Here is a 25,516-nt window from a genome sequence, read left to right as displayed (position 1 = left end):
GCTTGTCTACGAAATCGGGGCAGGCTCAGTGTGTCCACAAAACCGGGGCAAGCTCACCCTCAACTGGGCTCCCATGCTTCCTATACGTTTGCTAGGGTCCGCTCGATGCGACAGACCGCCCGGGATGCTGCGAAGGTGCTGCGCAGCTCACTCATGCGCAACGGGCCCGCGCCTGCGACCTTCAGGGCGGCGCTGACCGGGATTTGCGCGGAGGACCGCGATGCCTGGCTGGACCTCCTGTGTGACATCAACGAGCTGCCCGAGGACGATCCCCTCCTCCCGCGCGGGTGCGTGCCGTACTTGCCTTGTCCCGTGGCAACGGTGCTCGAAGCCGTGCAGCAAGCCGCGGTGACGAGCGACGACGTTTTCGTGGACGTCGGAGCTGGACTGGGAAGGGCCGTCGTGCTGACGCACCTGCTCACGGGAGCCGGGTGCATCGGCCTTGAGCTCCAGCCTGGACTGGTGCAGGCCGCACGCGGACGCGCGGCGTGGCTGAACCTGAGTCGCGTGCGCTTTGTCGAGGGCGATGCCGTGGACCTGATCCGCTTCATCACCATCGGCACTGTTTTCTTCCTGTACTGTCCTTTCGGCCAAGACCGGCTCCATCGCGTCCTCGACGACCTGGAACACACCGCGCGTACTCGGCCGATCCGGATCTGTTGCGTCGGCCTTCCGCCCCTGGACCGCCCTTGGCTCGCTCAGGTCCCGTCCACATCCGTGGACCTGGCCGTGTACCGGAGCACCCTGCACCAGGCCCGACCCTCACCAACCCCCATCAAACTCCCATGACCAGGTATCGACTCGCCCCATCGGCCCCGGTTGACTTCGGTTGAGCCGGGTTGAGCAGGGTTCTCCGCCACGCCTCTGTCCGCCATGCGCTTGCCGATGACGCCCCACTGATAGGAATTGAAGAGCGCGTCCTCCTGCACGGTGAGTATGCTCGGCTTTCCCGCTCAGTGCGCCTCGCCGTGGATGCAATTGATCGCTCCGGTGAGGACGCGTTTTGCAATTAGAGTGCAATTTGCGGGGATTGCTGGATTCTGCTTGACCATGTTCACGGTATTCGTTGATAACCACCGAATGAACAAATCAATCGCGTTGATGACTCTCCTGGCGGTGAGCCTGTTCTCCACGGGAGCTGAAGCAGCCTCCACACTTTCGGCCAACCAGGCCCTGAATCCGGGAGAGCAGCTCGTATCCGCCAATGGTGCGTATATTCTCACCCTGCAAGCCACCGATGGCAATCTGGTGGTGTACCGTCTCGCCGACATGAAAGCGATCTGGGCGACCAATGTCCCTGGTGGCACGGTGGCTTACATGCAGCAGGATCGCAATTTCGTCGTCTACAAGAACAGTACGACTGCCACCAGTGCCATCTGGGCCTCCAATACCGGCGGGAATGTCCTGGACACCGGTGTCTACCTGATCATCAAGGACAATGGCAGCCTGGCGATCATCACCTCCGGTGGGCAGACCATCTGGTCGACGACCGGGGACGGTGGTGGGCAGCAACCGCAACCGTACTGCGGCGACGGCATCTGCAGTCTCGGCGAGACTTCCTTCAGCTGCTCGTGGGACTGCCGCTCGCCGATCTGCGGCAACGGCACTTGCGACATTGCCTGGGGCGAGAACATGGCCAACTGCTATTGGGACTGCCGCTAATAAGCGCCTGTTCCGGTAGGAGCGCGTGGACCCAGATGATGATGCCTGGCGCGAAGTGCGGCATCGTATCAGCCAGGTGTCCTCGCGCTTCTCCTGGCGCACCAGATGATGCTCAGTGCCAATCGGGAACCTGGCGGCACCGGTATTGGCATTTGGATCCAAACGAACGGTTGTATCAACCCGCCAATCCACCCAGCAGTGCCCCCATCAGCTCATACGCAACCGCGCGACACGGCGCGCGATAATCCAGCCCGAGATACTGGTTTTCCTCTTTAAGGGTGGATTTTCATTTGCTCGTGGATTGGAGCTGACGTGAGAGCGGACCTCTGGATGTGGCTGCGCCGTGTGGCGCTTCTTCTCGTTCCCGGCACCCTCGCCGCGTGTGGCGGACCCGAACTCCCGGGCGGCCAGGCCCCGGGCGCTTTCACGGAGAGCCCGGGTGCACTGGCCACCGACGTGACGGTGTCCCTCCAGCGGGGGGTGTCACCGTCATCGAGCTACGCGGGTGTCTCCGACACGTGGCTCCAGGATGCCCTGCCATCCACCAACGCGGGAGGCGACACCCTGCTGCGGATGGACCGCGACTACCCCACCGGCACGGGGAAGATCGCCAACGCCTTGCTGCGCTTCGACGTCAGCTCCATCCCCGCGACCGCGCTGGTGCAGTCGGCCCGGCTGACCTTCAACGTGAGGAACGCGACCTCGGGCGAGGGCTTCTTCGTCTACGCCGCGAACCGGGCCTGGAACGAGTCGCAGGCCACCTGGACGAACGCGACGAGCAGCACCACCTGGGCCACGGGCGGCGCCAGTGGCGCCTCCGATCGGGGCACGACGTCCTTCGCGACGCTCCTGCCGTCGGCGGTGGGCAAGTACAGCGTGGACCTCAACGCGGCGGGTGTCACGGCCATCCAGGGCTGGGTGCGGAACGCGGGCAGCAACAACGGCTTCGTGCTGGATGCGCTCACCAACATGGACGGCCTGGAGCTCGACTCCTCCGAGTCCACCACCGCCGCCAACCGTCCCCAACTGACGGTGACCTACACCCTGCCGGGCGAGCCGGGCCTCAGCGGCCTCGACAACTCGGGCCAGCTCATTCCGGACACCAACTACGCCATCCCGGCCGGCGCCATCTTCATGGCGACGAATGGCAATGACAGCAACCCGGGCACCCAGGCCGCCCCCGTGGCGACGCTCAACCGCGCGATCACCCTGGTGCCCTCGGGCGGGACGATCGTGGTGCGTGGCGGGACCTACCGCGACTGGTACAACAACGGCGCGGGCAACTACAAGGTCGTGGTCAAGCCGTTGACGCTCCAGGCCTTCCCGCACGAGCAGGTCTGGTTCGACGGCACGGACGTGAAGCCGGCCGCCAGCTGGACCAGCGACGGCAGTGGCCACTGGTACATGGACTGGAGCACGCCTGGCTTCTGCAATGGCGGCTACTACAACTACCCGTACGACGCCCAGTCCACCACGAACCAGGGCCCCTGCAGCCACTTCGACATGTACGGCGACCCGGCCAACCCCGCCGCGGGCGACCCCCAGATGGTCTTCATCGACGGGAGCTACGTGCACGAGGTGAAGACGCTCGCGGAGGCCACCCCGGGCAACTTCTTCTATGATTGGACCAACCGCCGCCTCTACATCGCCACCAATCCGAGCGGCCACACCGTGGAGGTGGCCGCGCGCCCCGTCGCCCTCGTCCTGGGCGGCACGGGCTACGCCGTGAAGGGCATTGGCTTCAAGCGCTACGCGACGAACGAGTACAGCAACACCACGAACGCGGCCGTCTACATCGGCGCGACCCAGTCGCTGGTCGAGAACTGCGTCTTCACCCAGATGGCGGGTGGCTCGCTCACCATCAAGTCCCAGGGGGGCGTGGTGCGCCGCTCCGTCTTCGCGCACAACGGCTTCACCGCCATCGGCTCCAATGGCCAGACCAACTCCGCCACGGTCGGCTACGACGGTCTGCTGCTCGAGGAGAACATCGTCAACGCCAACAACACGGAGCGCTTCGGCACGAATTGTACCCGGTCCTGCGCGCAGGCCGGCGTGAAGATCGCGCACATGAATGGCTTCACGGTGCGCCGCAACGTCTTCGAGAACAACCTCAATGGCGCGGGCTTCTGGTGTGACGAGGACTGCCGCGGCGGGGTGATCATCAACAACATCTCCCGCTACAACAAGATTGGCATCTTCTACGAGGTCTCGGACACGGGGCTCATCGCGTCCAACCTCATCTACGGCAACACGTACGCCGGCATCCAGGCCTGCTCCTCGAACACGAAGATCTACAACAACACCCTGGTCAACAACGCGGCCATCAACATCTGGGTCTACGACGACGCGCGCAACGAGGCGGACAAGCGCGGCTCGGACATTGGCCCGGACACGGTGAACGTCGACGTGGCGAACAACATCCTGTCCGGCGGCAACATCACCACCCTCAAGGCCTCGCGCTCCAACTACAACTCGACCAACACGGGGCCCAACACCTTCTTCTCGGGGCTCGACTACAACAGCTACTACCGCTCCGGAGGCGCTGGGAAGTCGCTGGTCAACTGGGTGGACACCGACGGGGTGAACTACACGTCCCTGGCCGCGCTCAATGCCGACCACGCCTGGGAGAGCCACGGCCATGACATCGCATCGGGAGGGGACCCCTTCTTCGTGAATCAGGCGCTGAGCGACTACACCGTGCGTGGCACGAGCCCCGCGTACCAGAGTGGCAAGCCGCTGCCCGCGGATGTGGCGCAGGCCCTCGGGGTGACCGCGGGCCTGGTGACGAGCCGGGGCGCGTTGAGCTGGCCGGGGAAGTAGGCCCGTCTCACGGGCCCTCCCGGTTGCGCGGGGAATCGACGGCTGGTGGGGCCGCCCGGGGCGAGGCTGGCTACATCACCGGGCAGACACTCATCGTGGATGGCGGCCAGGTCCTCCCCGAATCGCCGGACGCGTTGGCGCAGATGTAGGCCACCGGTGGGTGGCTCTCGAGCGCCTGGAGGGGATTCAAGTGTCCGAGCGCCGCGCCTCAACGCACGCAGGCGCCGAGCAACTGGCAGGTCTCGTCCGTTGACAGGTCCCGGGCAAACTCCGCGGGAGCGCGGCTCTGGCCTGCTTCGTACTGGGCCACGTACCGGCGCACCTGAGACACACTGGAGCCCGTCAGCCGTGCCACCTCTTCCGCCGGGTACCCCTGGGCGTGGAGCGCGATGACGACATGCAGCCGTCCCTTCTTGATGCGGGCCGGCTCCGTCAGGAATCGGTAGGGCCGGGGAAGGAAACGGACCCGCTCGACGGAGGTGCCTCGCTTGAGGGTGAGTCCCACGCGCGCCGAGGCGTAGACCCTCCGCGCCGGGGCTGGTGCGGCATCCAGCTCCACGTAGAGGGGCGAAGCGCCCGAAGGCTCCGGGTCCACACCCCGGCTGAAGGTCGAGACCAGTGAAGCGATGGAGGCATGGCCCGTGAGCGCGAGGATGTGGTCGACGCACAGGCATGGACCATCGAGCATCGTGCCGGCGTCTCCGAGCCGCTCCATTCCGCGAATCAGGATGCCCCCGGGAGCCCCCGGTTCACCGAGTGCGATGTCCAGTCCCTTGTAGCTGCCTCCGCGGTACTGGTTGCCCGTGCGGTGGAAGTACCAGCGTCCCCGCTCGCACTGCATCGGGTCGCCATGGGTGAACGGGTCTGGGTGGTCCGGGTGGGTGAAGTAGAACTCGAGCTCGGTGAAGCGGTGGGGTCGCCCGCCGACGTAGCAGGTGGCCGTGTTGAGCAGCAGCTCCGCCAGATGCTGGAAGCTGGCTGCATAGGTTGCCTCCGCACTGCCAGCGGGAGGCATCCACGCCTGAAGGGTCTCACTGAGTCGTGCCCGCACACGTGCAGCTTGCACGCGGGCGGCGGGGAATCCCACTCCTGGGGGCGGTTTTGTAGACCCGAAGTGGGCCCGCTCCAAGCCGAGGAGCGGGCCCGTTCCTTCCCACCCGCTACCAGCAGGTGAGGCTGATGTTGTCATAGCTGACGGACGAGGTCGTGAAGACCAGGGTCTGCATATCCCCCTGGGCGAACCCGCTCTCGCCCCTGCCTGTCGTTGGCGTGCAGGTGCGTGTTACGCGGTGGTGCCAGCGGCTTCGCGCGGTTCGCCGCGGGGTTACTGCTTCGTGGTGTAGTTGGCCGGGACGTAGACGTAGCCCTTGCCCTCGGACCTCACGTGGCCGAGGCCCGGGAACGAGACGTGGGCCAGGCCCACCCAGTAGCCCTGCTTCGCCGCGTCGGCGAGGGCCTTCTTGCGCTGGGCCGCCGCCGCCTTCGAGTCAACGTCGAACTGGACGGTCACCGACGGCTCGGGGAACTGCACCGCCGCCACGTGCAACAGGTCTCCCCACAGCATCAGCTTCTGGCCCTTGCTCTCCACGGCGTAGTTGCTGTGGCCGGGGGTGTGGCCGAAGGTCGTGATGGCCTTGATGCCAGGCACCAGCTCGGTGTCACCCTCGAAGGGCTCGAGCTTGTCCGCCGTGGCGTACGGGGTCAGCATCGCCGTGGCGTTCTGGAACCCCGACTGCGCCTCAGCGGGCGCCTTCTTCATGTTGTCGGCGCTCATCCAGTAGTCCGCCTCGGCCTTGGCCAGATGCACGGTGGCGTTCGGGAAGGTCCGCTTGTCCCCGGTCATCAGCCCGCCCATGTGATCCGGGTGCAGGTGGGTGATGAACACGGCGTCGATCTGCTCCGGCTGATAGCCGGCCGCCTTCAGGTTCGCCAGCAGCTTGCCGAGCGTCGGGCCATAGAGGTTGCCAGCGCCCGTATCCACCAGCACCAGCTGGGAGCCGGTGTTGATGAGGAAGGCATTGAACGAGCTCTCCACGGGCGTCTTGAGGAACGCGCGCGCGAACGCCTTCTCCACCTGGGCGGGCTTGATGTTGGTCAGCATCTTGTCCAGAGGCAATTCGAGGGTGCCATCGGACAGGGCGGTGATCTCGAAGTCGCCCAGCATCATGCGGTAGTAGCCCGGCGCCTGGGTCTTGACCTGGGGCGCGGCGGCCTGCGCGGTGGTGGGCACGAGCGCGGCGCCACTCGCGGCGGTGAGGACCGCGGCGACCGCGGCACGCCAGGGGAAGGTACGCAGCTTCATCGGGAGTCTCCAGGTTGGGGGTGGAGCCGCCCGCGTTATGCTTCAACTTCCGCCTCGTCCCAAGTTCAGTTCACGCGGCGCGCGAGGCCCTCCGGCGACGTCGAGAATTGCTCGAGCAGGCGGCCTTCCAGGCCCTCGTCTTGAGGGCCACCCCGGGGGCGGGTGGTACCTGGGGAGCGGTCATGCTGTCGAGCGAAGCGGCCAGCACGTCTCCAGCGTGTAGGGACTGCTCCCAGCGGGGGCAACGAAGGAGGTTCACCGTGGGGTTTCTAGATCGCCTCTTCGGTGGGGGTTCTTCCACCCCGAGGCCGAACCGGGGAGGGACGGCGGTTCCCTCCGCCGATGATCAGGCGCTGGCCCGTTACCGGTATCTGTTGCGGACGGCGCCGCCGGAAGCCCTCGAGCAGGCCCATGCCGAGGCCTTCGCGCAGCTCACACCCGAGCAACGCGCGCGGGTCCTCCAGGATCTGGGCCAGGAGTTGCCTCCGGCGGAAAGGACGGCCGCTGCCTCGAACGACCCGGATCCTCGAGCGCTGGCGCGAATGGCGACGCGGGCGGAGGTGCGCCGGCCCGGGACGCTGGAGCGCTCCTTCGGTGGGAGCAGCCTCGGCGGCATGTTTGCCGGAAGCCTGTTGGGCAGCATCGCGGGGACGGTCATCGGCTCGGCGATCGCCCACCAGTTCCTGCAGGGCTTCGACGGAGGCGGCTGGGGAGAGGAGGGCGGGCAGGAGTCGGCCCAGGGGGAGGACGTGGCGGCCGACGATGCTGGCTTCGGGGATGACCTCGGCGGGGATCTGGGCGACTTCGACTTGTGACACCGCTGGGAGGATGAGCGGAAGGAGACGAGCGATGGCTTGGACCGCGTAGTCCGCTTCGCCCAGGTGGAGTCGCTGCTGGTCGAGATGCAATCGCGAGGGTTGCTTCACTGGGAGCGGGCGCTGGTAGACAGCGCGCATCTGCGCGCTCCAGGTGGCGGTCGCAAGACGGGCCCCAGCCCCGTCGACCGACGTAAACGGTGTTGCAAGCACCACCTGCTGACGGACGCTGAAGGCACCCCACTTGCGCTGGAGCTGACGGCGGCCAACAGCCACGACATCACCCAGCTGCTCAAACTGGTGGAAGCCATCCCGCCGGTGCGGGGCAAGCCCAATGTGACCGGAAACGTGGTGCTGGACAAGAGGACGTCAGGCGTGGTGTAGCCAGGGCATGGTGGAGGTGGATGCCCGAGACGCGCGTATCGCGCAGCTGGAGGAGAATGGCCTGTTCTCCTCCAGCTGCAGGATGGCGCTGATGATGACGGGCGCGCTGTGCGTCCGGTCCGGGTCGGGTACCGCGCCCATGGCGACGCTGTCCGCGATCCAGTGGGCGCCCTCGATGGCATAACAGATTTCCCCCAGTTCAGCGGAGAGGCTGACGTGTTCCATCTGAATTCCTCCTCGGTGGGATTGGATGAAGACGCACTGGCCGACCAGCCAGAACATCAGCGGAAATGCCCACCAGGGCCCTTATGCCAAAGAGCACGCAGGTTTTAACGGGCCGTACTCACGGATTACCGGTCTGCATGGAGCTGATGGAGATTCCTCGGCGGGGGCGGCCCTGCTGTGCTCCAAGCGCGAAGCGCCGACGAGGCTATGGTGTGGCCTCTGGAATCCATCCCGTTGGCGCCTTGTAGTGGAACTGGACGCGATGGAGGACCGAGGCCCAGGGCTCAGTTACGGTCAAGTTGTGGGTCTTGGACCGGGCGCCGGGTAGGTGGAGGAGATCTCCAACGCACTTGGCCAGGAACTGGCGCGGGAGCACTCTGCCGGTGAACATCCTGTGCGCCTCGGCCGCAAGGCAGGCGACCTATCCGGACAGGACGCGGGGCGGCAGCGGTTGCAGCAGGAGGGCAGGCCACTGAGGGCTGGTCTGTACGGTCGCTCTAGTCGATGATGGAGCAGGTGGGTGTCAGCCGAGGTCGTTACTATGGTCGGACGACACCCAGAGGGAATGCACGTGGCGGAAGGACGACTGCTCAGACAGCTCATCAAGGCAGGTGCCCAGGGCGATGGAGACTCCTTCCGTCGTGCCGCCGAAGAGGTCATCCGCGATGAGCGGGCCAAGAAGCATCACCTCCTCGCCAATGACCTTGAGCGTGTGCTCTATGGGGAGACCTCTCCGCAGAAGGTTCCGAGCCAGATTCGACCCATCCGTGACGTCCCTCGGGATGCGGAGCGCGGCCTCGACCTGGTCAGCATCCGCGAGCCGGTGCGGACTCTTCAGGATATCGTTCTTGCGGACGAGAACCGCTCCATTCTCGACGAGGTTCTTATCGAGCATGGACGCAGAGAGGTGCTAGCAAGCTACGGCCTAAGGCCAGCAAGCCGACTTCTCTTCTGTGGTCCCCCAGGTTGTGGAAAGACGACGGCGGCGGAAGTCATCGCTGCGGAATTGAGCCTTGAGATCGCCGTCATCCGCTTCGATGCTGTCGTCTCTTCCTTCTTGGGGGAAACGGCCGCCAACCTGCGTAAGGTCTTCGAGTTCCTAGAGCGAGAACACGTCGTCGCCCTTTTTGATGAGTTCGATGCTATCGGGAAGGAGCGTGAGGATTCCTCCGAGCATGGGGAACTGAAGAGAGTCGTCAACGCCTTCCTCCAGATGCTCGACAGCTTCCGGGGACGGAGCCTCATCATCGCGGCCACGAACCACGAGCAGATGCTCGACTTGGCCATCTGGCGGCGCTTTGACGATGTCCTCCATTTCGACAAGCCGACGCTTGAGCAGGTCAAGGAACTGCTGGTCACGAAGCTGAGAAGCGTTCGGCACGAGCTCCCCATCTCGAACCGTGACTTTCTCCACGGGTTCAAGGGGATGTCGCACGCCGACGTGGAACGGGTCGTCATCCGCGCCATCAAGCTGATGGTCCTCAAAGAGCGGGAGTTCCTCACCCCCGACCTCTTGGAGGAGGCACGCGGGCGTGAAGAGAAACGTCTGAGGCTCGTCACGAAGCGCCAGAGCTACGGACAATTGAGGGGGAAGAGTGGCCGAACAGCTCGATCACCTGCCGTTTGAACGGCAGGAACCTGTCACCGAACGGAGAACTCGACCTGGATTCGGGGGGGTCAAAGCCCCGGACAACAAGGTCGCTTACGCTCAACAGCTTCTTGAGCAGCTTGAGACGAGCAGTGAGCGCGCTGAAGAAGAGGTGCCGGGCTTCGATGAAAGGCTCCTTCTCCGCCTTGAAGTCGAGGGCTTGGATTCTGGCGAACTCGAGGCCATTGAAGGTCTGCAAGTCGTTTCCCAGGAAGACCGGTCAGTGGTCGTTCTCTTCGCCGATGAGAAGGGACGCGCAGAGTTCGAGAGCAGGCTTTCGATTCTCGCCAAGGAGGGAACGCCGAAACGTCAGGACATCCTCTTCGCCATCAGGTCCTTCGGGGTCTGGCGGCCTGAAGAGCGAATGGGGCGGGCACTTTTTCTGGAGGGCGTTCCCAAGACCCCCAGTTTCGTGGTGGACGTCGAGCTCTGGCCACTGGACCGCCATGACCAGCGCACGGCCATGCTCAAGTCTTTCGAGGATTGGTGCAAGACGAAGGGCGCTACGGTCCTCGACCGGGTCAATCAACCCACCACCACGCTGGTCAGGGTGCGCCTGTCGGCCACCATCTTGGATGAGGTCCTGAAGTATCGGGACGTTCGCATGGTGGAGCTTCCTCCCCGGATGAGCATCCCTCTTCATCTTCACCGGATAGCATTGAGCGATCTCCCGACTGTTCCTCAACCGCCGGATGGCGCCCCGGGGATTGTCGTTCTCGACAGTGGTCTCACGACGGCGCACCCTCTCCTCGGGCCCGCAGTCGGCGAAGCCCAGTCCTTCATCGCCGGTAAGACCCATGAGGACGAGCACGGGCACGGAACGCTGGTTGCCGGGCTCGCGCTCTATGGCGATGTGCTCTCGTGCGCCTCCAAGAAGCAATTCGTTCCCCAACTGCGCCTTTTCAGTGGGCGCATCACCGACGAGAACAACGAGGGCCAGGACAGGTTCATTGAGAATCAGGTCGAAGAAGCCGTCAGGTACTTTGTGAAGGAGCACAGGTGTCGCATCTTCAACGTCTCGGTTGGAGACGCACGGCGCCCCTACGTAGGGGGCCATGTCGGGCCCTGGGCATCCATCCTGGATACGCTCGCCCGTGAGCTCGACGTGCTGTTCATCGTCTCCGTCGGCAACTTCCTTGGAACAGATGGCGGACCGGCCGATTGGCTAACTGAGTACCCCGGTTACCTCCTCACAGACGACGCTCGACTGATTGACCCAGCGCCGGCACTCAACGTCCTCACCATCGGAAGCCTCGCTAGACACGACCTCTCACAGGCCGCAGCCCGCAATCCGAACGTTGTAGACCACCTTCCTATTGCCCGAGCGGGCCAGCCTTCCCCTTTCTCAAGGAGTGGTCCCACCATCCGCCAAGCCATCAAGCCAGAACTCGTGGAGTACGGAGGAAACTGGTTCGTCGACGTCCGGGCGAAAGGGCGGCCCCGTGGAGAGTTTGAGCTTGGCGAGACGAGCACGAACAGGGCGTTCGTGGGCGGCAACCTGCTCGCATCCGACAGTGGGACGAGCTTTGCTGCTCCCAAAGTGGCTCATCTCGCAGGCCAACTCCTCAGGAGTTACCCCCATGCCTCTGCCAATCTCCTTCGCGCCTTGATCGTCGTGCACGCGGAAGTGCCGGAGGCCAGCCGCAAGCTTTTCGAGGCGAAGTTCAAGGGTAAGAAGGGTAAAAAGGGTAAGAAAGATGAGGTGGAGAATCTGCGGCGGGTCACCGGGTACGGAAGACCGGACCTGGAGCGGACCCTCACCTCAACCGAGCAGCGGGTGGCCCTGGTCGCCGAGGCCAGCATCGGGGAGAACAAGCACCACTTCTACGAAGTGCCTATCCCCGAAGACTTCATCGGCCCGCGCAAGCGCCGCCTCCGGCAGGTTCGGGTGGGTCTCGCCCACATGCCGCTCGTCCGCAAATCCCGACTTGAGTACAGGGGAAGCGAGTTCAGCTTCCAAGTGGTTCATGCCCCGTCACTTGATGATGTCGCGCGCATGTTCCGGAAGACCCCCAAGGACGAGCGCGAAGACATCGAAGGTGAGATCATCACCTTTCTTCCTTCAAAGCTCGCCCGCAACCGGGGAACTGTGCAGGCAGCCACATGGACTCTGAAGGAGACCCCGAGGTGGCTACCTCAGGAGAAGCTCTTCGTTGTCGTGACGCGCCAGGTTCGGAACTGGGCGCTTGGGGAAGTGGAGGAAGAACCCTATGCTCTGGTGGTCGTCTTGGAGGACGCTACGCACCAAGAAGCCCGGCTCTATAGCCAGTTGAGGGCCAAGCTGAGAGTGCGCCCACGCCAGCGCCTGCGCACCTAGCTAGACTACCGGTCGCTTCGAGCGCCCTCCGAGGAGGATTTCCCCTCGGAGAGCCGCAGTGCCCCTGGGGAAGTGACCGGGTCGTACTAAGGGCGGCCTCTGGAAAGTAATGTCACCTCAAATGGAGCCCTGGAGCGTGACCAGGACGTAACGGAACTCGCCATAACCCGTACCCTGTACGGTAGCGTACTGCCTCCAGTTCATCGTATACCGCCCAGTCAACGTTAAAGACTCTGCGCGAGGCCCCCGGGTCCCGTTGGGGATGCCGGGCTTCCAGGCAAGCTGTCCCGAGACGGTCTCGCCTTCTCGAAAGGTATGCGGAAACGCATCCGTCTTAGCGGAGCGAGCAGCGCTGTTCCAGTACACGTTGTTGTTCGTCAGAAACAGGGCATACCCGACCAAACGTGCCGGGCCCGTTAGCAGTGACTCCAGGCGCCGAATATCTTCCAGGTAGTCAAACCGCTTTTGAGAGGTAGCCCCTTGGTTAACGAGAGCAAAGGACTCGCCGTTTATGAGAGCGTTTAGGTCATGCGTAATGTACTTCACCTCAATGGCACTAACACAACCTGCGGTGTCTTCCACCCAGATGTCGAGGGCATCATTCTGTCTGCCGATCCCGAAGGCGGGATACTCAAGCCGGATCTTCCGGTCTTGATGCTGCATCTGGATTTGCCAAGCCAGCGCATGTTGAAAATCCGCTTCAGAGTGAAATACGCTTCGCCTAGCCGACAGGTCCTTCATCAACTGGTGCAGGTCCAAGGGCATCGTGCCCACCTCCAATTTCCCGTCACACAATTCGAATCCTGGGATTCTTCACGAGTTGTCGTCGCCGCCTCCCCGGCCTGACGAAATCTGCCATCTGTTCATCGGGAGGGGGCAGGCTCAATGGTGGAATTCAACATAGAGTGGGAACCTTCGTTGGGACGGCATGCGTCGCGTAGAAGCGCCGCGTAGTCGCTGGGCTCTTGTGGTTGAGGAAGGCCGCCACCGAGGCTGGGTCCGCTCCCTTCTCGATGGCCCAGGTGGCGACGGAATGCCGGAACCGTCCCGGCGTGAAGAGCGGGATGCCCGCCACCTTGCAGGCGCCCTTGATGGCCAGGGCGTACTTCTCGAAGCTGAACGAGCCCCGCTCCACCAGCCGCTTCCCGGCTTCCAGCACCTCGGCGGACACGGCGGTGCGCAAGGGCTCGCCGCTCTTGGTCTGCGGACACACCAGCACGCCCGCGATCCCCTCGGCCTCGCCTCGGTACGGCTCCACGCTCCCCATCTTGGCGAAGCGCACCAGTTCGGAGACGTGCCAGCCGGTGCCCGCCTGCACGTCCATCCCATCGCGCCAGTGAGGCGCAAGGTGCTCTCGGGCCAGGAGGTAGTGCTCCCGGGGAATCACCTTGTCCCGCTTCCACTGTTCGGGCCGGGCCTGGGGCACGGTGAGCCGCCCGAAGGTCGGATCCTCGGCCACCGAGAGGACGTGCTTCACCTTGCGCAACCACGAGTAGACGCGCTTGAGGACCGCGATCCGATGACCCCGGGCCTTCACTCGCTCCAGGGCGGGGAGGATGTCATCGAGGAGCGTGACCTTCCGCAGGTCCCGGCTCTTGAGTTGGTCGACCCACCACGCGAGGTAGCCCTGCTGCTTCTTCACCCAGGTGGGGCTGTTCTTGTCCACGTCGCGCGAGTAGGCGAGGAATTCAGCCGCGAGCGGCGCGTCCAGGTAGATGGGCTCCTCGTGGGACGAGCCCGCCGGGTTGTAGTGCTCCGGGTCGGTCTCGAACCGCTTGAGCTGTTCCATGGCCGCTCGGAGCGTGGTCGCCCGCGTGCTGACCTTGTAGTTCCGCCCGTTGATCATCCGGCGGATGACGTAGACCTTGCGACCCCTGGAGTCGTGGCGGATGAACCCACCCTCCTACGTCTCCGCGTAGTCCTGGCTCTTGCCCGTGCTTTCACCCATGCGCCCGCGCCCTCCATTGGGGAGAACGTCCGGGGGGTTGCCCGTATTTTGCCCACGGGCAGGGGAGGGCAAATGAAAAGGGCCTTGAACTTTCGTTCAAGGCCCTGAAATTACTGGTGAATCTTGCTCCCCGACGAGGACTCGAACCTCGGACCTAGTGATTAACAGTCACCCGCTCTACCGGCTGAGCTATCGGGGAATATGTCCGCTGCGCGTCGGCTGTTGGTGCCCGCCGCGACAACGAGGTGCTTTCTAAAGAACGGAGCCTGTCCTGTCAACATCCCGTTTTGACCCGCTCTCACGACTTCGCTCGGTTCCCTGGTCGGCGCTCGACGAACTGGCTCCCATCGTCACCCAGGCCCTCTCCCAGGTTCTCTCGGGCGGCGCCGCGGAGCGCGTGCTCGATCGCACCCTCCGCGCCCACCGGCTCCTCTCCCGCGAGCAGCGTCAGGCCCTCGCCGAGGTCGTCTTCAACGTCGGCCTGTGGCGGCGTCGTCTCGGGTTCCTCCTGGCCAACCCCGAGGCACCCCCTCCCGCGCTCCTCTTCGCCTTCCTGCACCGGCTCGCCGGTGTCCCCGCCGGCGAGGCCGCCCGGCTCGCCGGACTCGCGGCGCCCCTGGACCTCGTCTCCGAGGAGCCTCCGTCCCTCGCCCTCCGGTACTCCCTGCCGGACTGGCTCGCCGAGCACTTCACCCGGGAGCTCGGCCCCTCCGCTGGCGACTTCTGCGCCCACCTCAATGTCCCCGGCCCCATCACGCTCCGGGTGAATCGGCTCCGCACCACTCGTGAAGCCCTGGAGCACCGGCTGCGCTCCGAGAGCGTCGAGACCCGCCCTGGCTCGCTCAGCCCCCTCGCGCTCCACGTCGTGGGCCCCAGGCCCAACCTCTACGGGCTCACCTCCCTGCGCGAGGGCCTCTTCGAAGTGCAGGACGAGGGCAGTCAGCTCCTCGGGCTCCTCGTCGAGGCCCGGCCCGGGGAGACCGTGCTCGACCTGTGCGCCGGGGCCGGGGGCAAGACGCTCCAGCTCGGCGCCGCCATGGAGAACCGGGGTCGGCTCCTCGCGTATGACCCGGATGCCGAGCGGCTCGATCGGCTCCTGCTGCGCTCCGCCCGGGCGGGCCTCTCCATCGTCCAGGTGCTCCGGGCTCCTCCCGAGGGGGTGCTCGCCGATCGGGTGCTCGTGGATGCCCCGTGCTCGGAGCTGGGCTCCCTTCGGCGCGGGCCGGATCTGCGCTTCCGTCTCGAGCCCTCGTCCCTGTCCGTGTTGCCTTGGGAGCAACAGGACATCCTCCGGCGTGCTCGCCGGCTCGTACGCCCCGGCGGGCGGCTGGTCTACGCCACCTGCACCGTCAATCGCGCCGAGAACGAGGCGGTGGTGCTCGGGTTCCTTCGCGAGGCCCCCGAGTTCCGGCTCGTGCCCCCCGGCGCCGGGTGGTTGGACCCCTCGTGTGTCCGGGATGGATTTTTGTTCTGTGCGCCGCATCTGCACGGGACCGATGGGTTCTTCGCCGCCGTGTTGGAACGCGGGGACGGGTAGGGGGTTGGAACCCAAGGGGGCAGGCACCCTCACCCTGGCCCTCTCCCGGGGGGAGAGGGGAGGTTGTCACTCGGACACGTCCTGCTCGAAGCACGCGGACACCCTCGCTCCGAGTGCTATGAAGGCGCCCGTGCGTTGGCTCAAGCCCCTCCCGCTGCGTCCTCGCGACACCGTCCACGTCGTCGCCCCCGCTGGACCCTTCGATCTCCCCAGCTTCGAGGTCGGTCTCGGCGTCATCGGACAGCGCTACTCGCCTGTCCATCGGCCCGATCTCTTCGAGGCCTGGCGTTATCTCGCCGGCTCCGATTCCCGCCGGGCCGAGGAGCTGGCCCGCGCCCTCACAGACCGTGACGCCCGCGCCGTCTTCTGCGCCCGGGGTGGCTATGGCGCCATGCGCCTCCTGCCGTCGCTCCCGCTCGCGGACACCGCGCCCACCGCGCTCGTCGGCTTCTCGGACATCACCGCCCTCCACCTGCCGCTCCAGGGGCTCGGCCGCGTCACCATCCACGGGCCCGTCATCACCCACCTGGGCAAGCAGCCTCCCGAGGTCCTGGAGTATCTCTTCCGTCTCCTCGAATCCCCCGAGCCCCCTCCGCCCCTCGAGGGCAAGGCCTCCTACGTGCCCGGCGTCGTCGAGGGCCCGCTTCTCGGCGGCAACCTCTCCGTGTTCTCCCGGTTGCTGGGCACGCCCTACATGCCCCCGCTCGATGGGGCCGTCCTCTTCCTCGAGGACGTGGGCGAGCGCCCCTACCGGCTCGACCGCATGTGGACGCACCTGCGGCTCGCGGGCGTCTTCTCGCGGGTGCGTGGCATCGTGCTCGGTGACTTCACCGACTGCGATGAGAAGGCCGCCCCCTACGGCAGCGCCGACGTGCTCCGCTCGCTCGCCGAGGAGACGGGCCTGCCCTGTGCCGCTGGCTTCCCGGTCGGCCACGTCATCCCCAACTACCCCATCGCGCTGGGCACCCAGGTGCGGTTGGATGCCGGTGTGGCGCGCCTCACCTTCCTTGAAGGAGCGGTGCAGGCATGAGCAGTCACCCCATCGCCAATCTCCAGAGTGCCCTCGAGGAGGCCGTCACGCTCGGCATCTTCCCGGCCGCCCAGGCCGTGGTGATGCACCGGGGGGTCCAGGTCTTCGGCGGTGTGGCCGGCAACGTCACCGGGGACACCCGCTTCGACCTGGCCTCCGTCACCAAGGTGCTCTGCACCACCTCGCTCTTCCTGCGCTTCTGGACCGAGGGGAAGGTGGGGCCGGAGACTCCGGTGGCCCGCTTCTTCCCGGGCTCGCCCGTGGGGGACTCGGGCGCCACGGTGGCGGATCTGCTCTACCACCGCTCCGGCCTGCCGCCCTTCGTGCCCTTCTTCGCCGAGGCGCTCTCCTCCGCCCCCGAGCTCCTCGAGCCCTCGTGTCCCTCGGCCACCCGCGCCCGCGTCCGCGAGCAGGTCATCCAGGCCGCCGCGCGCACCCCGCTCGCGATTCCTCCGCGCACCGGTACCGCCTACAGCGACGTGGGCTTCATCCTCCTGGGGGAGATCCTCGCCCGGGTGGGGGGCGCGTCCCTGGATGTCCTCTTCTCGCGCCATGTCGCCGAGCCCCTGGGTCTCTCCGCGCGCTTCCACCGGCTCACCGACTTCCCCACCGATGGCCGCGTCGCGCCCACCGGAGCCACCCGGCCGCGCGAGCCCGCTCCCGGTCAGGAGGGCCTATGGGGCGAGATGCCCTCGCGCCCCGCCGTGCCCGGCGAGGTGGATGACGACAACGCCTGGGTGATGGATGGCGTGAGTGGCCATGCCGGCCTCTTCGGCACCGCGGTGGACGTGGCCCGCTTCGGCCAGGCCGTCCTCTCCGGCTGCGCGGGAGACCCGAGCCTCGCTCCGGGGCCGCTCTGGCACCGCGCGCTGGCGTCGGATTCCATCGTGCAGGGCAGCACCCGCTCCATGGGCTTCGACTCGCCCTCCCAGGGCCTGTCCAGCGCGGGCCACTTCATCGGCGACACTCCGCCGGGCGCGGTGGGCCACCTCGGCTTCACCGGCACGAGCCTCTGGGTGGATCTGCGCCGCACCCTCGTGGTGGCGCTCGTCACCAACCGCGTGGCGCACGGCCGCAAGGAGCTGCGCATCCGCGAATTCCGTCCCGTCTTCCACGACCTCGTCGTGGAAGCACTCGGCCTCAACGACCTGACCCCGAAAGCACATGGCTGACGACAACGGCAACGTCCTCGAAACCATCTCCCCCGGCGCCGTGCGCCGCATCCACCTCGTCGGCGTGGCCGGCACCGGCATGGGCTCGTTCGCCGGCATGCTCAAGTCCGCCGGGTACGAAGTCACCGGCAGCGACGAGAACGTCTACCCGCCCATGAGCGACATGCTCCGCAACTGGGGCATCCAGGCGCTCACCCCGTACAGCCCGGAGAACCTCGACGTCGCGAAGCCGGACCTCGTCATCATCGGCAACGTCATCCGCCGGGTGAACCCCGAGGCCACCGCCGTCCGCGAGCGCCGCATTCCCCAGATGAGCTTCCCGGCCGCGCTCGGCTCGCTCTTCCTGGACCGCTCGCACTCCGTCGTGGTGGCGGGCACGCACGGCAAGACGACCACGTCCTCGCTCATGGCGCACGTCCTGGTGGAGGCCGGGAGGGATCCGAGCTTCCTGGTGGGCGGTGTCACGCAGAACTACTCGGGCAACTACCGGGTGGGGAAGGGGCAGCACTTCGTCGTCGAGGGTGACGAGTACGACACCGCGTACTGGGACAAGGGCTCCAAGTTCCTCCACTACCGTCCGAAGACGGCCATCCTCACCAGCGTGGAGTTCGACCACGCGGACATCTTCAAGGACCTGCCGCACTACGAGGCCACCTTCGACAAGTTCATCCGGTTGATTCCGAAGGACGGCCGGCTGGTGGTGTGCACCGCGTACCCCAACGCCATGGAGCTGGCGAAGGCGTGCCAGGGCCAGGTGGTGACGTACGTGGCCAAGGAGGGCGCGGCGGCGGACTACACCCCGCGCGGCATCCGCTTCGGCCCCGAGGGTGCCCGCTTCGAGGTCGTCGAGCGCGGCACCGCGCTGGGCACCGCGCTGCTGCCGCTCTCCGGCATGCACAACGTGGAGAACACGCTCGCGGTCGTCGCCGCGGCGCGCGGGCTGGGCCTCACCTTCGGGGAGATCGCCAAGGGACTGGCCACCTTCCGCGGGGTGAAGCGCCGCCAGGAGGTGCGCGGGGAGCCGGGCGGCATCCTCGTGGTGGACGACTTCGCGCACCACCCCACGGCGGTGCGCGAGACGATCGCCGCCATCCGCCACCGCTACCCGGAGCGCCGGCTGTGGGCCATCTTCGAGCCGCGCTCCAACACGAGCCGCCGCAACATCCACCAGGAGGACTACGCGCACTCCTTCACCGGCGCGACGCGGGCCAGCCTCAAGGTGCCCGAGCGTCATGACAAGGTGCCCACCGGCGAGGAGTTGGACGTGCCCCGCGTCTGCGAGGAGCTGAAGGCCCAGGGCATCGCCGCCGACCATGCCCCGGACGTGCCCTCGCTCGTGGAGCGCGTGGCGCGCGAGGCGAAGTACGGGGACGTGCTGCTCGTCATGAGCAACGGCGCCTTCGGGGGCTTCATCGACAAGCTGCTCGTCGCGCTGCGCTCGCGCGGGGGGGAGCGGTAGCCATGCGTCCCCTGCACCTCACCCTGGCCGCGCTCGCCCTGTCCGGCTGCGCGTCGAAGATGCCGCCGCTCACCGGGCCCGCGGCTCCCGCCACCGCCTCCAGTGCCCTGGTGGCGTCCGAGTCCTCCGCGCCCGCGCCGCTCCAGTTCTCCGTGAAGCGCTACCCGGGCGGCGAGCCCCACGCCATCGCCAGTGACCGGGGCAGCGTGGTGCTGCTCGACGTGTGGGCCACCTGGTGCGAGCCCTGCCGCGACGCGCTCCCGATGTACGAGGATCTCGCGAAGCACTACGCCTCGCGCGGCCTGAAGGTGTATGCGCTCAACGTGGATGAGGATGCCCGCGCCATCCCCACCTTCTTGAAGGAGACGAAGGTGTCGCTGCCCGTGCTCCTCGACGCCAACGCCGAGGTGTCGGAGAAGGTGCTGCGGGTCCGCCTCATGCCCACCACGGTGCTCATCGACCGCAAGGGTATGGTGCGTTACGTCCACGAGGGCTTCGCCGAGGAGTTCCTCGCCAAGTACCAGTCGGAGATCGAGCACCTGCTCGCCGAGCCCGCGAACTGAGAAGGAGGAGCCGCCATGTCCGACGAGTCGCCCGCCACCCTGCGCCGTATCGCCGAGGAGGGAGCCCGGCTCGCCGGACGGGTGCTCGCCGAGCGTTTCCAGGGCGAGCGCATCATCGAATACAAGGGAGGCATCGACCTGGTCACCGACGCGGACCGGGCGGCCGAGGAGACGGTGCTCGGCTTCATCCGCCAGCACTACCCGGGCCATGCGGTGTTGGCCGAGGAGAGCGGGGCCTCGCAGGGCTCGGGCCTGCGGTGGATCGTCGATCCGCTGGATGGCACGACGAACTACGCGCACCGGGTGCCGCACTTCTGCGTGAGCGTGGGAGTGGAGGGGCCAGGCGGAGTGCTCGCCGGGGCCATCTACAACCCCATGTTGAACGAGCTCTTCTCCGCCGCGCGAGGGGAGGGGGCCACGCTCAACGGCCAACCGCTGCGAGCCTCGAGCACCACGGAGCTGGGGCACTCCCTGCTGTGCACGGGCTTCCCCTACGACGTGCACCAGCGGCCCGAGGGACCGGTGGGCCTGTTGCGGCGCTTCATCGTCCGGGCGCAGGGCATGCGCCGCACGGGCAGCGCCGCGTTGGACCTGGCCTACGTGGCCGCGGGCCGCTTCGACGGCTTCTTCGAGTTCGGCCTCAAGCCCTGGGACGTGGCGGCGGGCTCGCTGCTGGTGCAGGAGGCGGGCGGGACGATGGTGCGCATCGACGGCGCTCCCTTCCGGGTGGGGATTGGGGATGTGCTCGCCTGCGCGCCGGGACTGGCCCAGCAGCTCCTCACCGAGAGCCAGGGCTTCCTCGCCGACATCGGCTGGGTGCCCAAGGCCCCGGTCTCCTGAGCGCCTAGAAGAAGCTCTCCGGCACGAAGACGATGTCCCCCGGGCGCAGGGAGAAGTTCTTCTCCAGCCCGTCGCGGATGTCCTTCACCGGGACGCGGATCTTCTGCTGCTGGCCCTCGGCCTGACGCGCCACGTGGGTGCCGTTGGGCGAGGCCAGCTTGGTGAGACCGCCGGCCATGGTGATGGCCTCGATGATGGTCATCCCCTCCACATAGGTGAACGTGCCCGGCTTCTGCACCTCGCCGAAGATGAAGACCTTCTTGGAGTTGTACTCGCGGATGGCGACGGACACGTCGGGGTGGCGCAGGTAGCGGGCCAGACACTGGCGCAGCGCGTCCGCGGCGGTGCCGGAGGTGAGGCCCGCCAGGTGGATCTTCCCGCACAGCGGGTAGTCGATGGTGCCCTCGGGGGACACGGCCCATACCCCCGAGTGCTCCGGCTCCTGGTAGACGCGCACGTCCACCAGGTCTCCGGCGCCCAGGGTGCGGCGGGTCTCGGAGCCGTCGGAGTCAGAGGTCGCGGCGGTGGCCGCCGAGGCGTCGAGCGTCGTCGGGGCGGGCGCGGTGGTACGGCACGCGGTCAGCGCGACGAGCAGCAGCACGAGTAGGGAAGGGGTGCGCATCACGGAGGCCGCCTCAGTACGTCACGGTCACCCGAAGATACCCTTCGTGGCGGGAGTAGTTGATGCCCGTTCCGGACGCCGAGGACTCCCGGATGGCCAACAGGTAGCCGACCCCACCGATGAGCCATCGCTCGAACTGGTAATGGGGGCCCACGTCCAGCCGGAAGAGGGTGTCCTTCCGGGGGGATGCGTTCCCGAAGCTCAGGAAGTCGAGGGAGGTGGTGCCCCGCACCGTGAGTCGGCCGCCGAGCAGGGCCTGTCCCTCCAGGTACCCCCGGTCATCGCGAAACAGGCCGAAGGTGGCCACCGGCTCCAGGGCGCGCGCGTAGCCGACCTTGATGCTGGCCGTCTGGCTCATGAGGTAGGTGCCCTCGAGCTGCGCGAGCAGGGTGCTGCCCTGGGCGGTGCCGAAGTCCTTGCCCCAGCCCGCCTTGGCCGTCACGGAGATCTTCGGAGTCACCAGGCCCGCCACACCCGCCGTCGCGTGCAGCAGCAGGGCCGGATCGGTTCTCTCCTGGAAGTAGCTGCGGTAGTTGAACTGGGCGTCCACCACCACCGCCGTCTTCGGCAGGAAGCGCCAGCGGCCCTGCAGGCTCGCCCGCAGGTTGCTGTAGTCGAAGCCGTTCACCTGTGTGGGGTCGCACACGGGCGCGTTGTCGCAACCTATCGGAGCGAGGCCTCCGAGCGGCTTGAAGAGCTCCACGCCCCACGACACCTGGGGCGTCACTTCCAGGGCGCCGCCGCCGGGCCGCAGCGGCACGGCCAACCGGGCCTCGTTGAAGAGGGACAGCACGCCCGCGCCGATCGCCGCGCTGGTCGTGCGGTCCGAGCGCTCGAAGTGGTCTCCCACCTCCACGGACACCGGCGATTCACGGTTGAAGGTGAGCTTGAGATCCCCCAGCCCCTCGATGTGGGAGACGGCGGTGGAACCGGGCGTCAGCAGGCCGGTGTAGTGGACGTAGTCCACGTAGCCCTTCAGGTCCACGGACACCGTGGAGCCGGGCAGCTCCAGCACGAACCCGGGCCGGATGTGCAGCAGGGCCTCGCCGGAGAGCGTGTCCGTCACCACACCGGGGGTCGTGTTACCCGGTGGCGGGAAATAGCCGGCCGCGCTGTCCACCCTCATCTCGAGGTCGAACGTCGGGTGCAGTCGGCCCTCACCTACCTTGAGGCCGTTGCCGCCCATGCCGATCGGCGAGGACTGTCCGAACGCGAGTACGGGCCACAGCGCCACCATCGCCAGCAGGCATCCGACCCTGGACCGGGCCCTCTTGTTGGCTGGCTGCGTCATGAAAACGGTCGAAACCCCGAGCCCGCGGTCATAGCACGCACATCCCTACCACCTGAAATGACTTCCTCGTGCCCCAGAGGCCTCGGAGGCTCGCAGGTAGGGGCGGCAACCGGGCTGGAATCATTTGACGGGGCTGGCGGGGGGCGCACGGACGACGACGTCCTCGACGGGACGTGGCCGGGAGGGGTCTCCCCCGGGCAGATCCTTGGGCTCCTCCACCTCCACCGCCAGGTTCTCGTCCGTGCGGAAGGCGAGCTCCCCGATGCACTCCTCGGCCTCGCCGCGCAGCTGGGTCACCTTCTGTTGGGCGATCATCACCTTGGTGTACTCGTGCTGGCTGGAGGCGGCCTCCTGCCGGGCCACGGCCTCCTGGAGCGCCACATCGGCCTGCTCGGAGATGCGCAGCAGGCCCTTGATTTGAGTGAGCTTCTCGTTGACGCAGTTGAGCTTCACCACGTCCTTGGCGCGCCGGGCCTCCTCGAGCTTGCCCAGCACGTCCCGGAGCACGTCGCGCATGCCGGTGAGCGCCTGGGTGCTGCGCTTGAGCTTGTCCGGATCCGGTACGTCGCTGGCCTTCTCCAGGATGGGCGCGGGACGGGGAGCGGACTGTGCCACCGCCAGCCCGCTCATGAGCACCACCGCCAGCATTCCGATGTAGCGCATGTCCTTCACTCCTGGGGCGCGGCGCACGGGCTCGACGCTAGAGAGCCGGGCCGGGGGTGTCAACGCGGAGCCGCTCACGCCTGCCTGGCCGCGAGCCGGGCATTGGCCTCGCGCACCCGCGCCGACAGGATGCGCGCGATGTTGATGACGACGAAGGTGAAGCCGTCGCGGTGGGTCTGACGGAAGGTGGACAGATGCTGGGTGGTGAGCCGCAGCAGCACCGCCTCCGTGCGTGCCCGCACCGTGGCGGAGCGGTACTCCTTGTCGATGAGGCTCATCTCCCCGAAGAAGTCCGGAGCGGTGAGCACCGTGAGGGGCCGGGGCACTCCGCCGCCATCGCGCCGCACCACCTCCACCTCGCCGCGCACGATGACGTAGAGGCTGTCGCCCAGCTCACCTTCCTCGAAGATGAGCTCCCCATCGGTGTAGCGCCGCTGCTCGGCCAGCTCGGCCAGATGCGCCAGCTCCGTGCTGGAGAGCATCTCGAACAGCGGCGAGGATGAAATGACGGCCAGCTTTTCCATGTCTCCCGACCCCCCGGGATTCAGGTTGCCGCTCCGAGCCTATCCTCCGGGCGAGAAGAGGAACGGGTAGGCCACCGAGACTTCGTCATCTGGTTTGAAGGGGAACACCCAGCCGCGCACGACGGTGCGGATGCAACTGCCCACCGCGTCGCTGCCCAGGGTGTTTTCCTCGATTTCGATGTCCCCGGCGCGCCCGGAAGGCATGATGTTGAAGCGCACCGTCACCTTGCCCTTGAGGTTGGGGTTGCGCTTGAGCTCCTTCTCGTAGCAGTTCTGGATGGCCTTGAGGCGGGCCTTGATGTAGCGGCTGAGCGCGTCGCGGTCCACGTCGGCGCTGTCCACCTCGGGGGTGGCGCTGGTGACACGGCCGGAGATCTCGGCCTCCTTCTTGGTGCCCAGGTCCACCTTGCCGCCGCCGCTGGTGCCGAGGTCGCCGATGCCGGCCACGCTGCCGCTGCCACCGCCGCGCGGGCCGCCGGAGCCCACCGCGGCCTGATTGGCGATGCCCACGCCGCCCGCGCCGGCCAGCGCCGACGCGATGTCTCCGCCGCCGGTGCTGCCACCGAGTACGTCCGAGAACGCGCCACCGCCACCGCCCGAGGAGCCCAGGATCTTCAAGAGGCCCTTGCCGGCCACCTTCTTCGCCACCTCGGCGCGCCGGGCGGCGGCCTCCTCCGGGGTGGAGGGCTTGGACGCGGTCTCCGCGGGCTTCTCTTCGGTGGCCTTCTGCTTGTCGGGCTTCTTCTCGGGGGCCGCGGCCTGGGCGGTCTCGTTGGCCTGCTTCTTGGGCTCCTCCTGCTTGGGCGGAGGAATGAACACGCGGGCGAAGCGGTCATCCAGCTGATCCAGCTCGAGCTCGGGCTCGGGTGGAGGCTTGGACGCGATGATCACCGCCGCGCCGGAGAAGTGCAGCAGGAGCGAGGCGGCCAGGATGCCGAAGAACATCCGGTCCATGGTCCGCCAGCTGCCGCCCTGGAGGTCCGGAGGGAGCTTGAGCTTCTCGGAGTCGGGAGGGGGCGTGACGAACTGGAAGAAGAGGCGCAGGTCCTTGTCGAGCTGAACGACTCCGCGGGCACTCTCCTGGAGGGGCAGGACGTACTGGTCCGCGCGCTCCATGGCCATGCCCTGCTTGCGCAGCGCCTGGAAGTCCACGTCCGAGGAGCCGAGGTTCACCCGGCCCTGCATGTCGTCGGTGAAGACCAGGTTGTACTGGTTGGCCTTGTACTCGAAGACGGGGAAGCTGGCCGGCAGGTCCGGAAGGGGCAGGACGAGGGAGTTCTTCGGATCCTGGCCGACGGTGAAGTTGCCGGGCTTGCGCAGGAGGCGCTCCTCGAGGATGCGCCCATCCTGGACGAGACCGACACGGAGGATCCGGCTCTGCTGAGGGGAAGCCATGTTTCTTCTCTGGGACCCTTCCTACCCTAGAAAGGTTCCTTCTCCACGCTCTTGACGACCTTGGGCACGAAGCTCTCGGACTTGTTGAGCTCGTCGAAGTTCAGGTTGCCGCGAGGGAGAACGTAGAAGGCCTGGGGCTTCTGGATGCGGCCCTCGACGGTGATGGCGTCCAGACGGATGACCTTCTTCTTCTTGGTCTCCTTGTCCTTGGACTCGGAGCTGGAGGCGGCCGGGTCCTGCGCCAGCACGGGCGCGGAGGCGAGCAGCAGCAGCAGGGCGAGGGCTGGGCGCATGGGAGG

General features: G+C 66.8%; 24 protein-coding genes, 1 tRNA gene and 1 pseudogene. 14 read left to right on the top strand and 12 right to left on the bottom strand.

Annotated features, from left to right (window positions below; genetic code table 11):
- Positions 1-105: 105 nt before the first annotated feature.
- The 4 genes from JRI60_RS38805 to JRI60_RS54725 all read left to right on the top strand — a co-directional run bounded on the left by JRI60_RS38805 (position 106) and on the right by JRI60_RS54725 (position 4,631).
- On the top strand, positions 106-789 hold the full coding sequence (locus tag JRI60_RS38805) for a class I SAM-dependent methyltransferase (protein ID WP_204221060.1): 684 nt from the start codon (positions 106-108) through the stop codon (positions 787-789).
- A gap of 261 nt (positions 790-1,050) precedes the next feature.
- Positions 1,051-1,662 (top strand): hypothetical protein, encoded by a 612-nt coding sequence (locus JRI60_RS38800; protein WP_204221059.1) that lies wholly within the window; start codon positions 1,051-1,053, stop codon positions 1,660-1,662.
- 312 nt (positions 1,663-1,974) lie between these two features.
- Positions 1,975-4,482, top strand: coding sequence for a DNRLRE domain-containing protein (locus JRI60_RS38795; protein WP_204221058.1), 2,508 nt, complete (start codon positions 1,975-1,977; stop codon positions 4,480-4,482).
- 23 nt (positions 4,483-4,505) lie between these two features.
- A complete protein-coding gene (locus JRI60_RS54725) occupies positions 4,506-4,631 on the top strand; it encodes a hypothetical protein (protein ID WP_275439051.1) in 126 nt (41 codons plus the stop codon).
- 59 nt (positions 4,632-4,690) lie between these two features.
- On the opposite strand, the gene JRI60_RS38790 is transcribed toward JRI60_RS54725, so the two are convergent.
- Together JRI60_RS38790 and JRI60_RS38785 are read right to left on the bottom strand one after the other, a co-directional pair.
- A complete protein-coding gene (locus tag JRI60_RS38790) occupies positions 4,691-5,548 on the bottom strand; it encodes a hypothetical protein (protein WP_204221057.1) in 858 nt (285 codons plus the stop codon).
- A 258-nt stretch (positions 5,549-5,806) separates the two neighbouring features.
- Complete coding sequence (locus JRI60_RS38785) at positions 5,807-6,784, bottom strand: MBL fold metallo-hydrolase (RefSeq protein WP_204218676.1); 978 nt, start codon at positions 6,782-6,784, stop codon at positions 5,807-5,809.
- A 260-nt stretch (positions 6,785-7,044) separates the two neighbouring features.
- Here JRI60_RS38785 and JRI60_RS38780 point away from each other — a divergent pair, with 260 nt between their 5' ends.
- Positions 7,045-7,599 carry a hypothetical protein gene (locus JRI60_RS38780; protein ID WP_204221056.1) on the top strand — a complete coding sequence of 185 codons (555 nt, stop codon included), beginning with the start codon at positions 7,045-7,047 and terminating at the stop codon, positions 7,597-7,599.
- A gap of 75 nt (positions 7,600-7,674) precedes the next feature.
- Positions 7,675-7,929: pseudogene (locus tag JRI60_RS38775) on the top strand (transposase); the annotation flags it as partial.
- A 39-nt stretch (positions 7,930-7,968) separates the two neighbouring features.
- Here JRI60_RS38775 and JRI60_RS38770 read toward each other — a convergent pair.
- On the bottom strand, positions 7,969-8,208 hold the full coding sequence (locus JRI60_RS38770; RefSeq protein WP_204221054.1) for a hypothetical protein: 240 nt from the start codon (positions 8,206-8,208) through the stop codon (positions 7,969-7,971).
- 520 nt (positions 8,209-8,728) lie between these two features.
- Between JRI60_RS38770 and JRI60_RS38765 the strand changes: the two genes are divergently transcribed.
- Together JRI60_RS38765 and JRI60_RS38760 are read left to right on the top strand one after the other, a co-directional pair.
- Entirely contained in the window at positions 8,729-9,835 is a 1,107-nt protein-coding gene (locus tag JRI60_RS38765) for an AAA family ATPase (protein ID WP_239469974.1), read from the top strand.
- Entirely contained in the window at positions 9,804-12,173 is a 2,370-nt protein-coding gene (locus JRI60_RS38760) for a S8 family peptidase (protein ID WP_204221053.1), read from the top strand. The genes JRI60_RS38765 and JRI60_RS38760 overlap by 32 nt, the downstream gene beginning before the upstream one ends.
- 117 nt (positions 12,174-12,290) lie before the next feature.
- On the opposite strand, the gene JRI60_RS38755 is transcribed toward JRI60_RS38760, so the two are convergent.
- The 3 genes from JRI60_RS38755 to JRI60_RS38745 form a co-directional block, all read right to left on the bottom strand.
- The gene (locus JRI60_RS38755) at positions 12,291-12,938 is read right to left on the bottom strand and encodes a hypothetical protein (RefSeq protein WP_204221052.1); all 648 of its coding nucleotides are present in this window, start codon (positions 12,936-12,938) and stop codon (positions 12,291-12,293) included.
- A 130-nt stretch (positions 12,939-13,068) separates the two neighbouring features.
- The gene (locus JRI60_RS38750; protein ID WP_204221051.1) at positions 13,069-14,019 is read right to left on the bottom strand and encodes a tyrosine-type recombinase/integrase; all 951 of its coding nucleotides are present in this window, start codon (positions 14,017-14,019) and stop codon (positions 13,069-13,071) included.
- A 228-nt stretch (positions 14,020-14,247) separates the two neighbouring features.
- A tRNA-Asn gene (locus JRI60_RS38745) sits at positions 14,248-14,320 on the bottom strand.
- Between the two features lie 198 nt (positions 14,321-14,518).
- Here JRI60_RS38745 and JRI60_RS38740 point away from each other — a divergent pair.
- From JRI60_RS38740 to JRI60_RS38715, 6 genes are all read left to right on the top strand, one after another.
- Positions 14,519-15,658 carry an RsmB/NOP family class I SAM-dependent RNA methyltransferase gene (locus tag JRI60_RS38740; RefSeq protein WP_430384341.1) on the top strand — a complete coding sequence of 380 codons (1,140 nt, stop codon included), beginning with the start codon at positions 14,519-14,521 and terminating at the stop codon, positions 15,656-15,658.
- Positions 15,659-15,776: 118 nt separating this feature from the next.
- Complete coding sequence (locus tag JRI60_RS38735) at positions 15,777-16,688, top strand: S66 peptidase family protein (protein ID WP_204221050.1); 912 nt, start codon at positions 15,777-15,779, stop codon at positions 16,686-16,688.
- Complete coding sequence (locus tag JRI60_RS38730; RefSeq protein WP_204221049.1) at positions 16,685-17,860, top strand: serine hydrolase domain-containing protein; 1,176 nt, start codon at positions 16,685-16,687, stop codon at positions 17,858-17,860. Before JRI60_RS38735 ends, JRI60_RS38730 begins: the two co-directional genes overlap by 4 nt.
- Positions 17,853-19,319, top strand: a complete 1,467-nt coding sequence (mpl, locus tag JRI60_RS38725) for a UDP-N-acetylmuramate:L-alanyl-gamma-D-glutamyl-meso-diaminopimelate ligase (protein WP_204221048.1) — start codon at positions 17,853-17,855, stop codon at positions 19,317-19,319. The genes JRI60_RS38730 and mpl overlap by 8 nt, the downstream gene beginning before the upstream one ends.
- A gap of 2 nt (positions 19,320-19,321) precedes the next feature.
- Positions 19,322-19,882, top strand: a complete 561-nt coding sequence (locus tag JRI60_RS38720; protein ID WP_204221047.1) for a TlpA family protein disulfide reductase — start codon at positions 19,322-19,324, stop codon at positions 19,880-19,882.
- A gap of 15 nt (positions 19,883-19,897) precedes the next feature.
- Positions 19,898-20,722, top strand: coding sequence for an inositol monophosphatase family protein (locus tag JRI60_RS38715; protein ID WP_204221046.1), 825 nt, complete (start codon positions 19,898-19,900; stop codon positions 20,720-20,722).
- 4 nt (positions 20,723-20,726) lie between these two features.
- Here the strand turns inward: JRI60_RS38715 and JRI60_RS38710 are convergent, their stop codons facing one another.
- The 6 genes from JRI60_RS38710 to JRI60_RS38685 form a co-directional block, all read right to left on the bottom strand.
- Positions 20,727-21,344 carry a polysaccharide biosynthesis/export family protein gene (locus tag JRI60_RS38710; RefSeq protein WP_204221045.1) on the bottom strand — a complete coding sequence of 206 codons (618 nt, stop codon included), beginning with the start codon at positions 21,342-21,344 and terminating at the stop codon, positions 20,727-20,729.
- Between the two features lie 13 nt (positions 21,345-21,357).
- Positions 21,358-22,635: a hypothetical protein gene (locus JRI60_RS38705; protein ID WP_204221044.1), complete on the bottom strand. Its 1,278-nt coding sequence runs from the start codon at positions 22,633-22,635 to the stop codon at positions 21,358-21,360.
- A 120-nt stretch (positions 22,636-22,755) separates the two neighbouring features.
- On the bottom strand, positions 22,756-23,298 hold the full coding sequence (locus tag JRI60_RS38700; RefSeq protein ID WP_204221043.1) for a hypothetical protein: 543 nt from the start codon (positions 23,296-23,298) through the stop codon (positions 22,756-22,758).
- Positions 23,299-23,372: 74 nt separating this feature from the next.
- On the bottom strand, positions 23,373-23,822 hold the full coding sequence (locus JRI60_RS38695) for a cyclic nucleotide-binding domain-containing protein (protein WP_204221042.1): 450 nt from the start codon (positions 23,820-23,822) through the stop codon (positions 23,373-23,375).
- Between the two features lie 39 nt (positions 23,823-23,861).
- Positions 23,862-25,217, bottom strand: a complete 1,356-nt coding sequence (locus tag JRI60_RS38690; protein WP_204221041.1) for an AgmX/PglI C-terminal domain-containing protein — start codon at positions 25,215-25,217, stop codon at positions 23,862-23,864.
- 26 nt (positions 25,218-25,243) lie between these two features.
- Positions 25,244-25,510 (bottom strand): hypothetical protein, encoded by a 267-nt coding sequence (locus JRI60_RS38685; RefSeq protein ID WP_204221040.1) that lies wholly within the window; start codon positions 25,508-25,510, stop codon positions 25,244-25,246.
- Positions 25,511-25,516: the final 6 nt, after the last annotated feature.

This window comes from Archangium violaceum (assembly GCF_016887565.1).
Classification (GTDB): domain Bacteria; phylum Myxococcota; class Myxococcia; order Myxococcales; family Myxococcaceae; genus Archangium; species Archangium violaceum_B.
The sequence above is the reverse complement of the archived record's forward strand: the minus strand, read 5'-3'. Positions and strand labels throughout refer to the sequence as shown.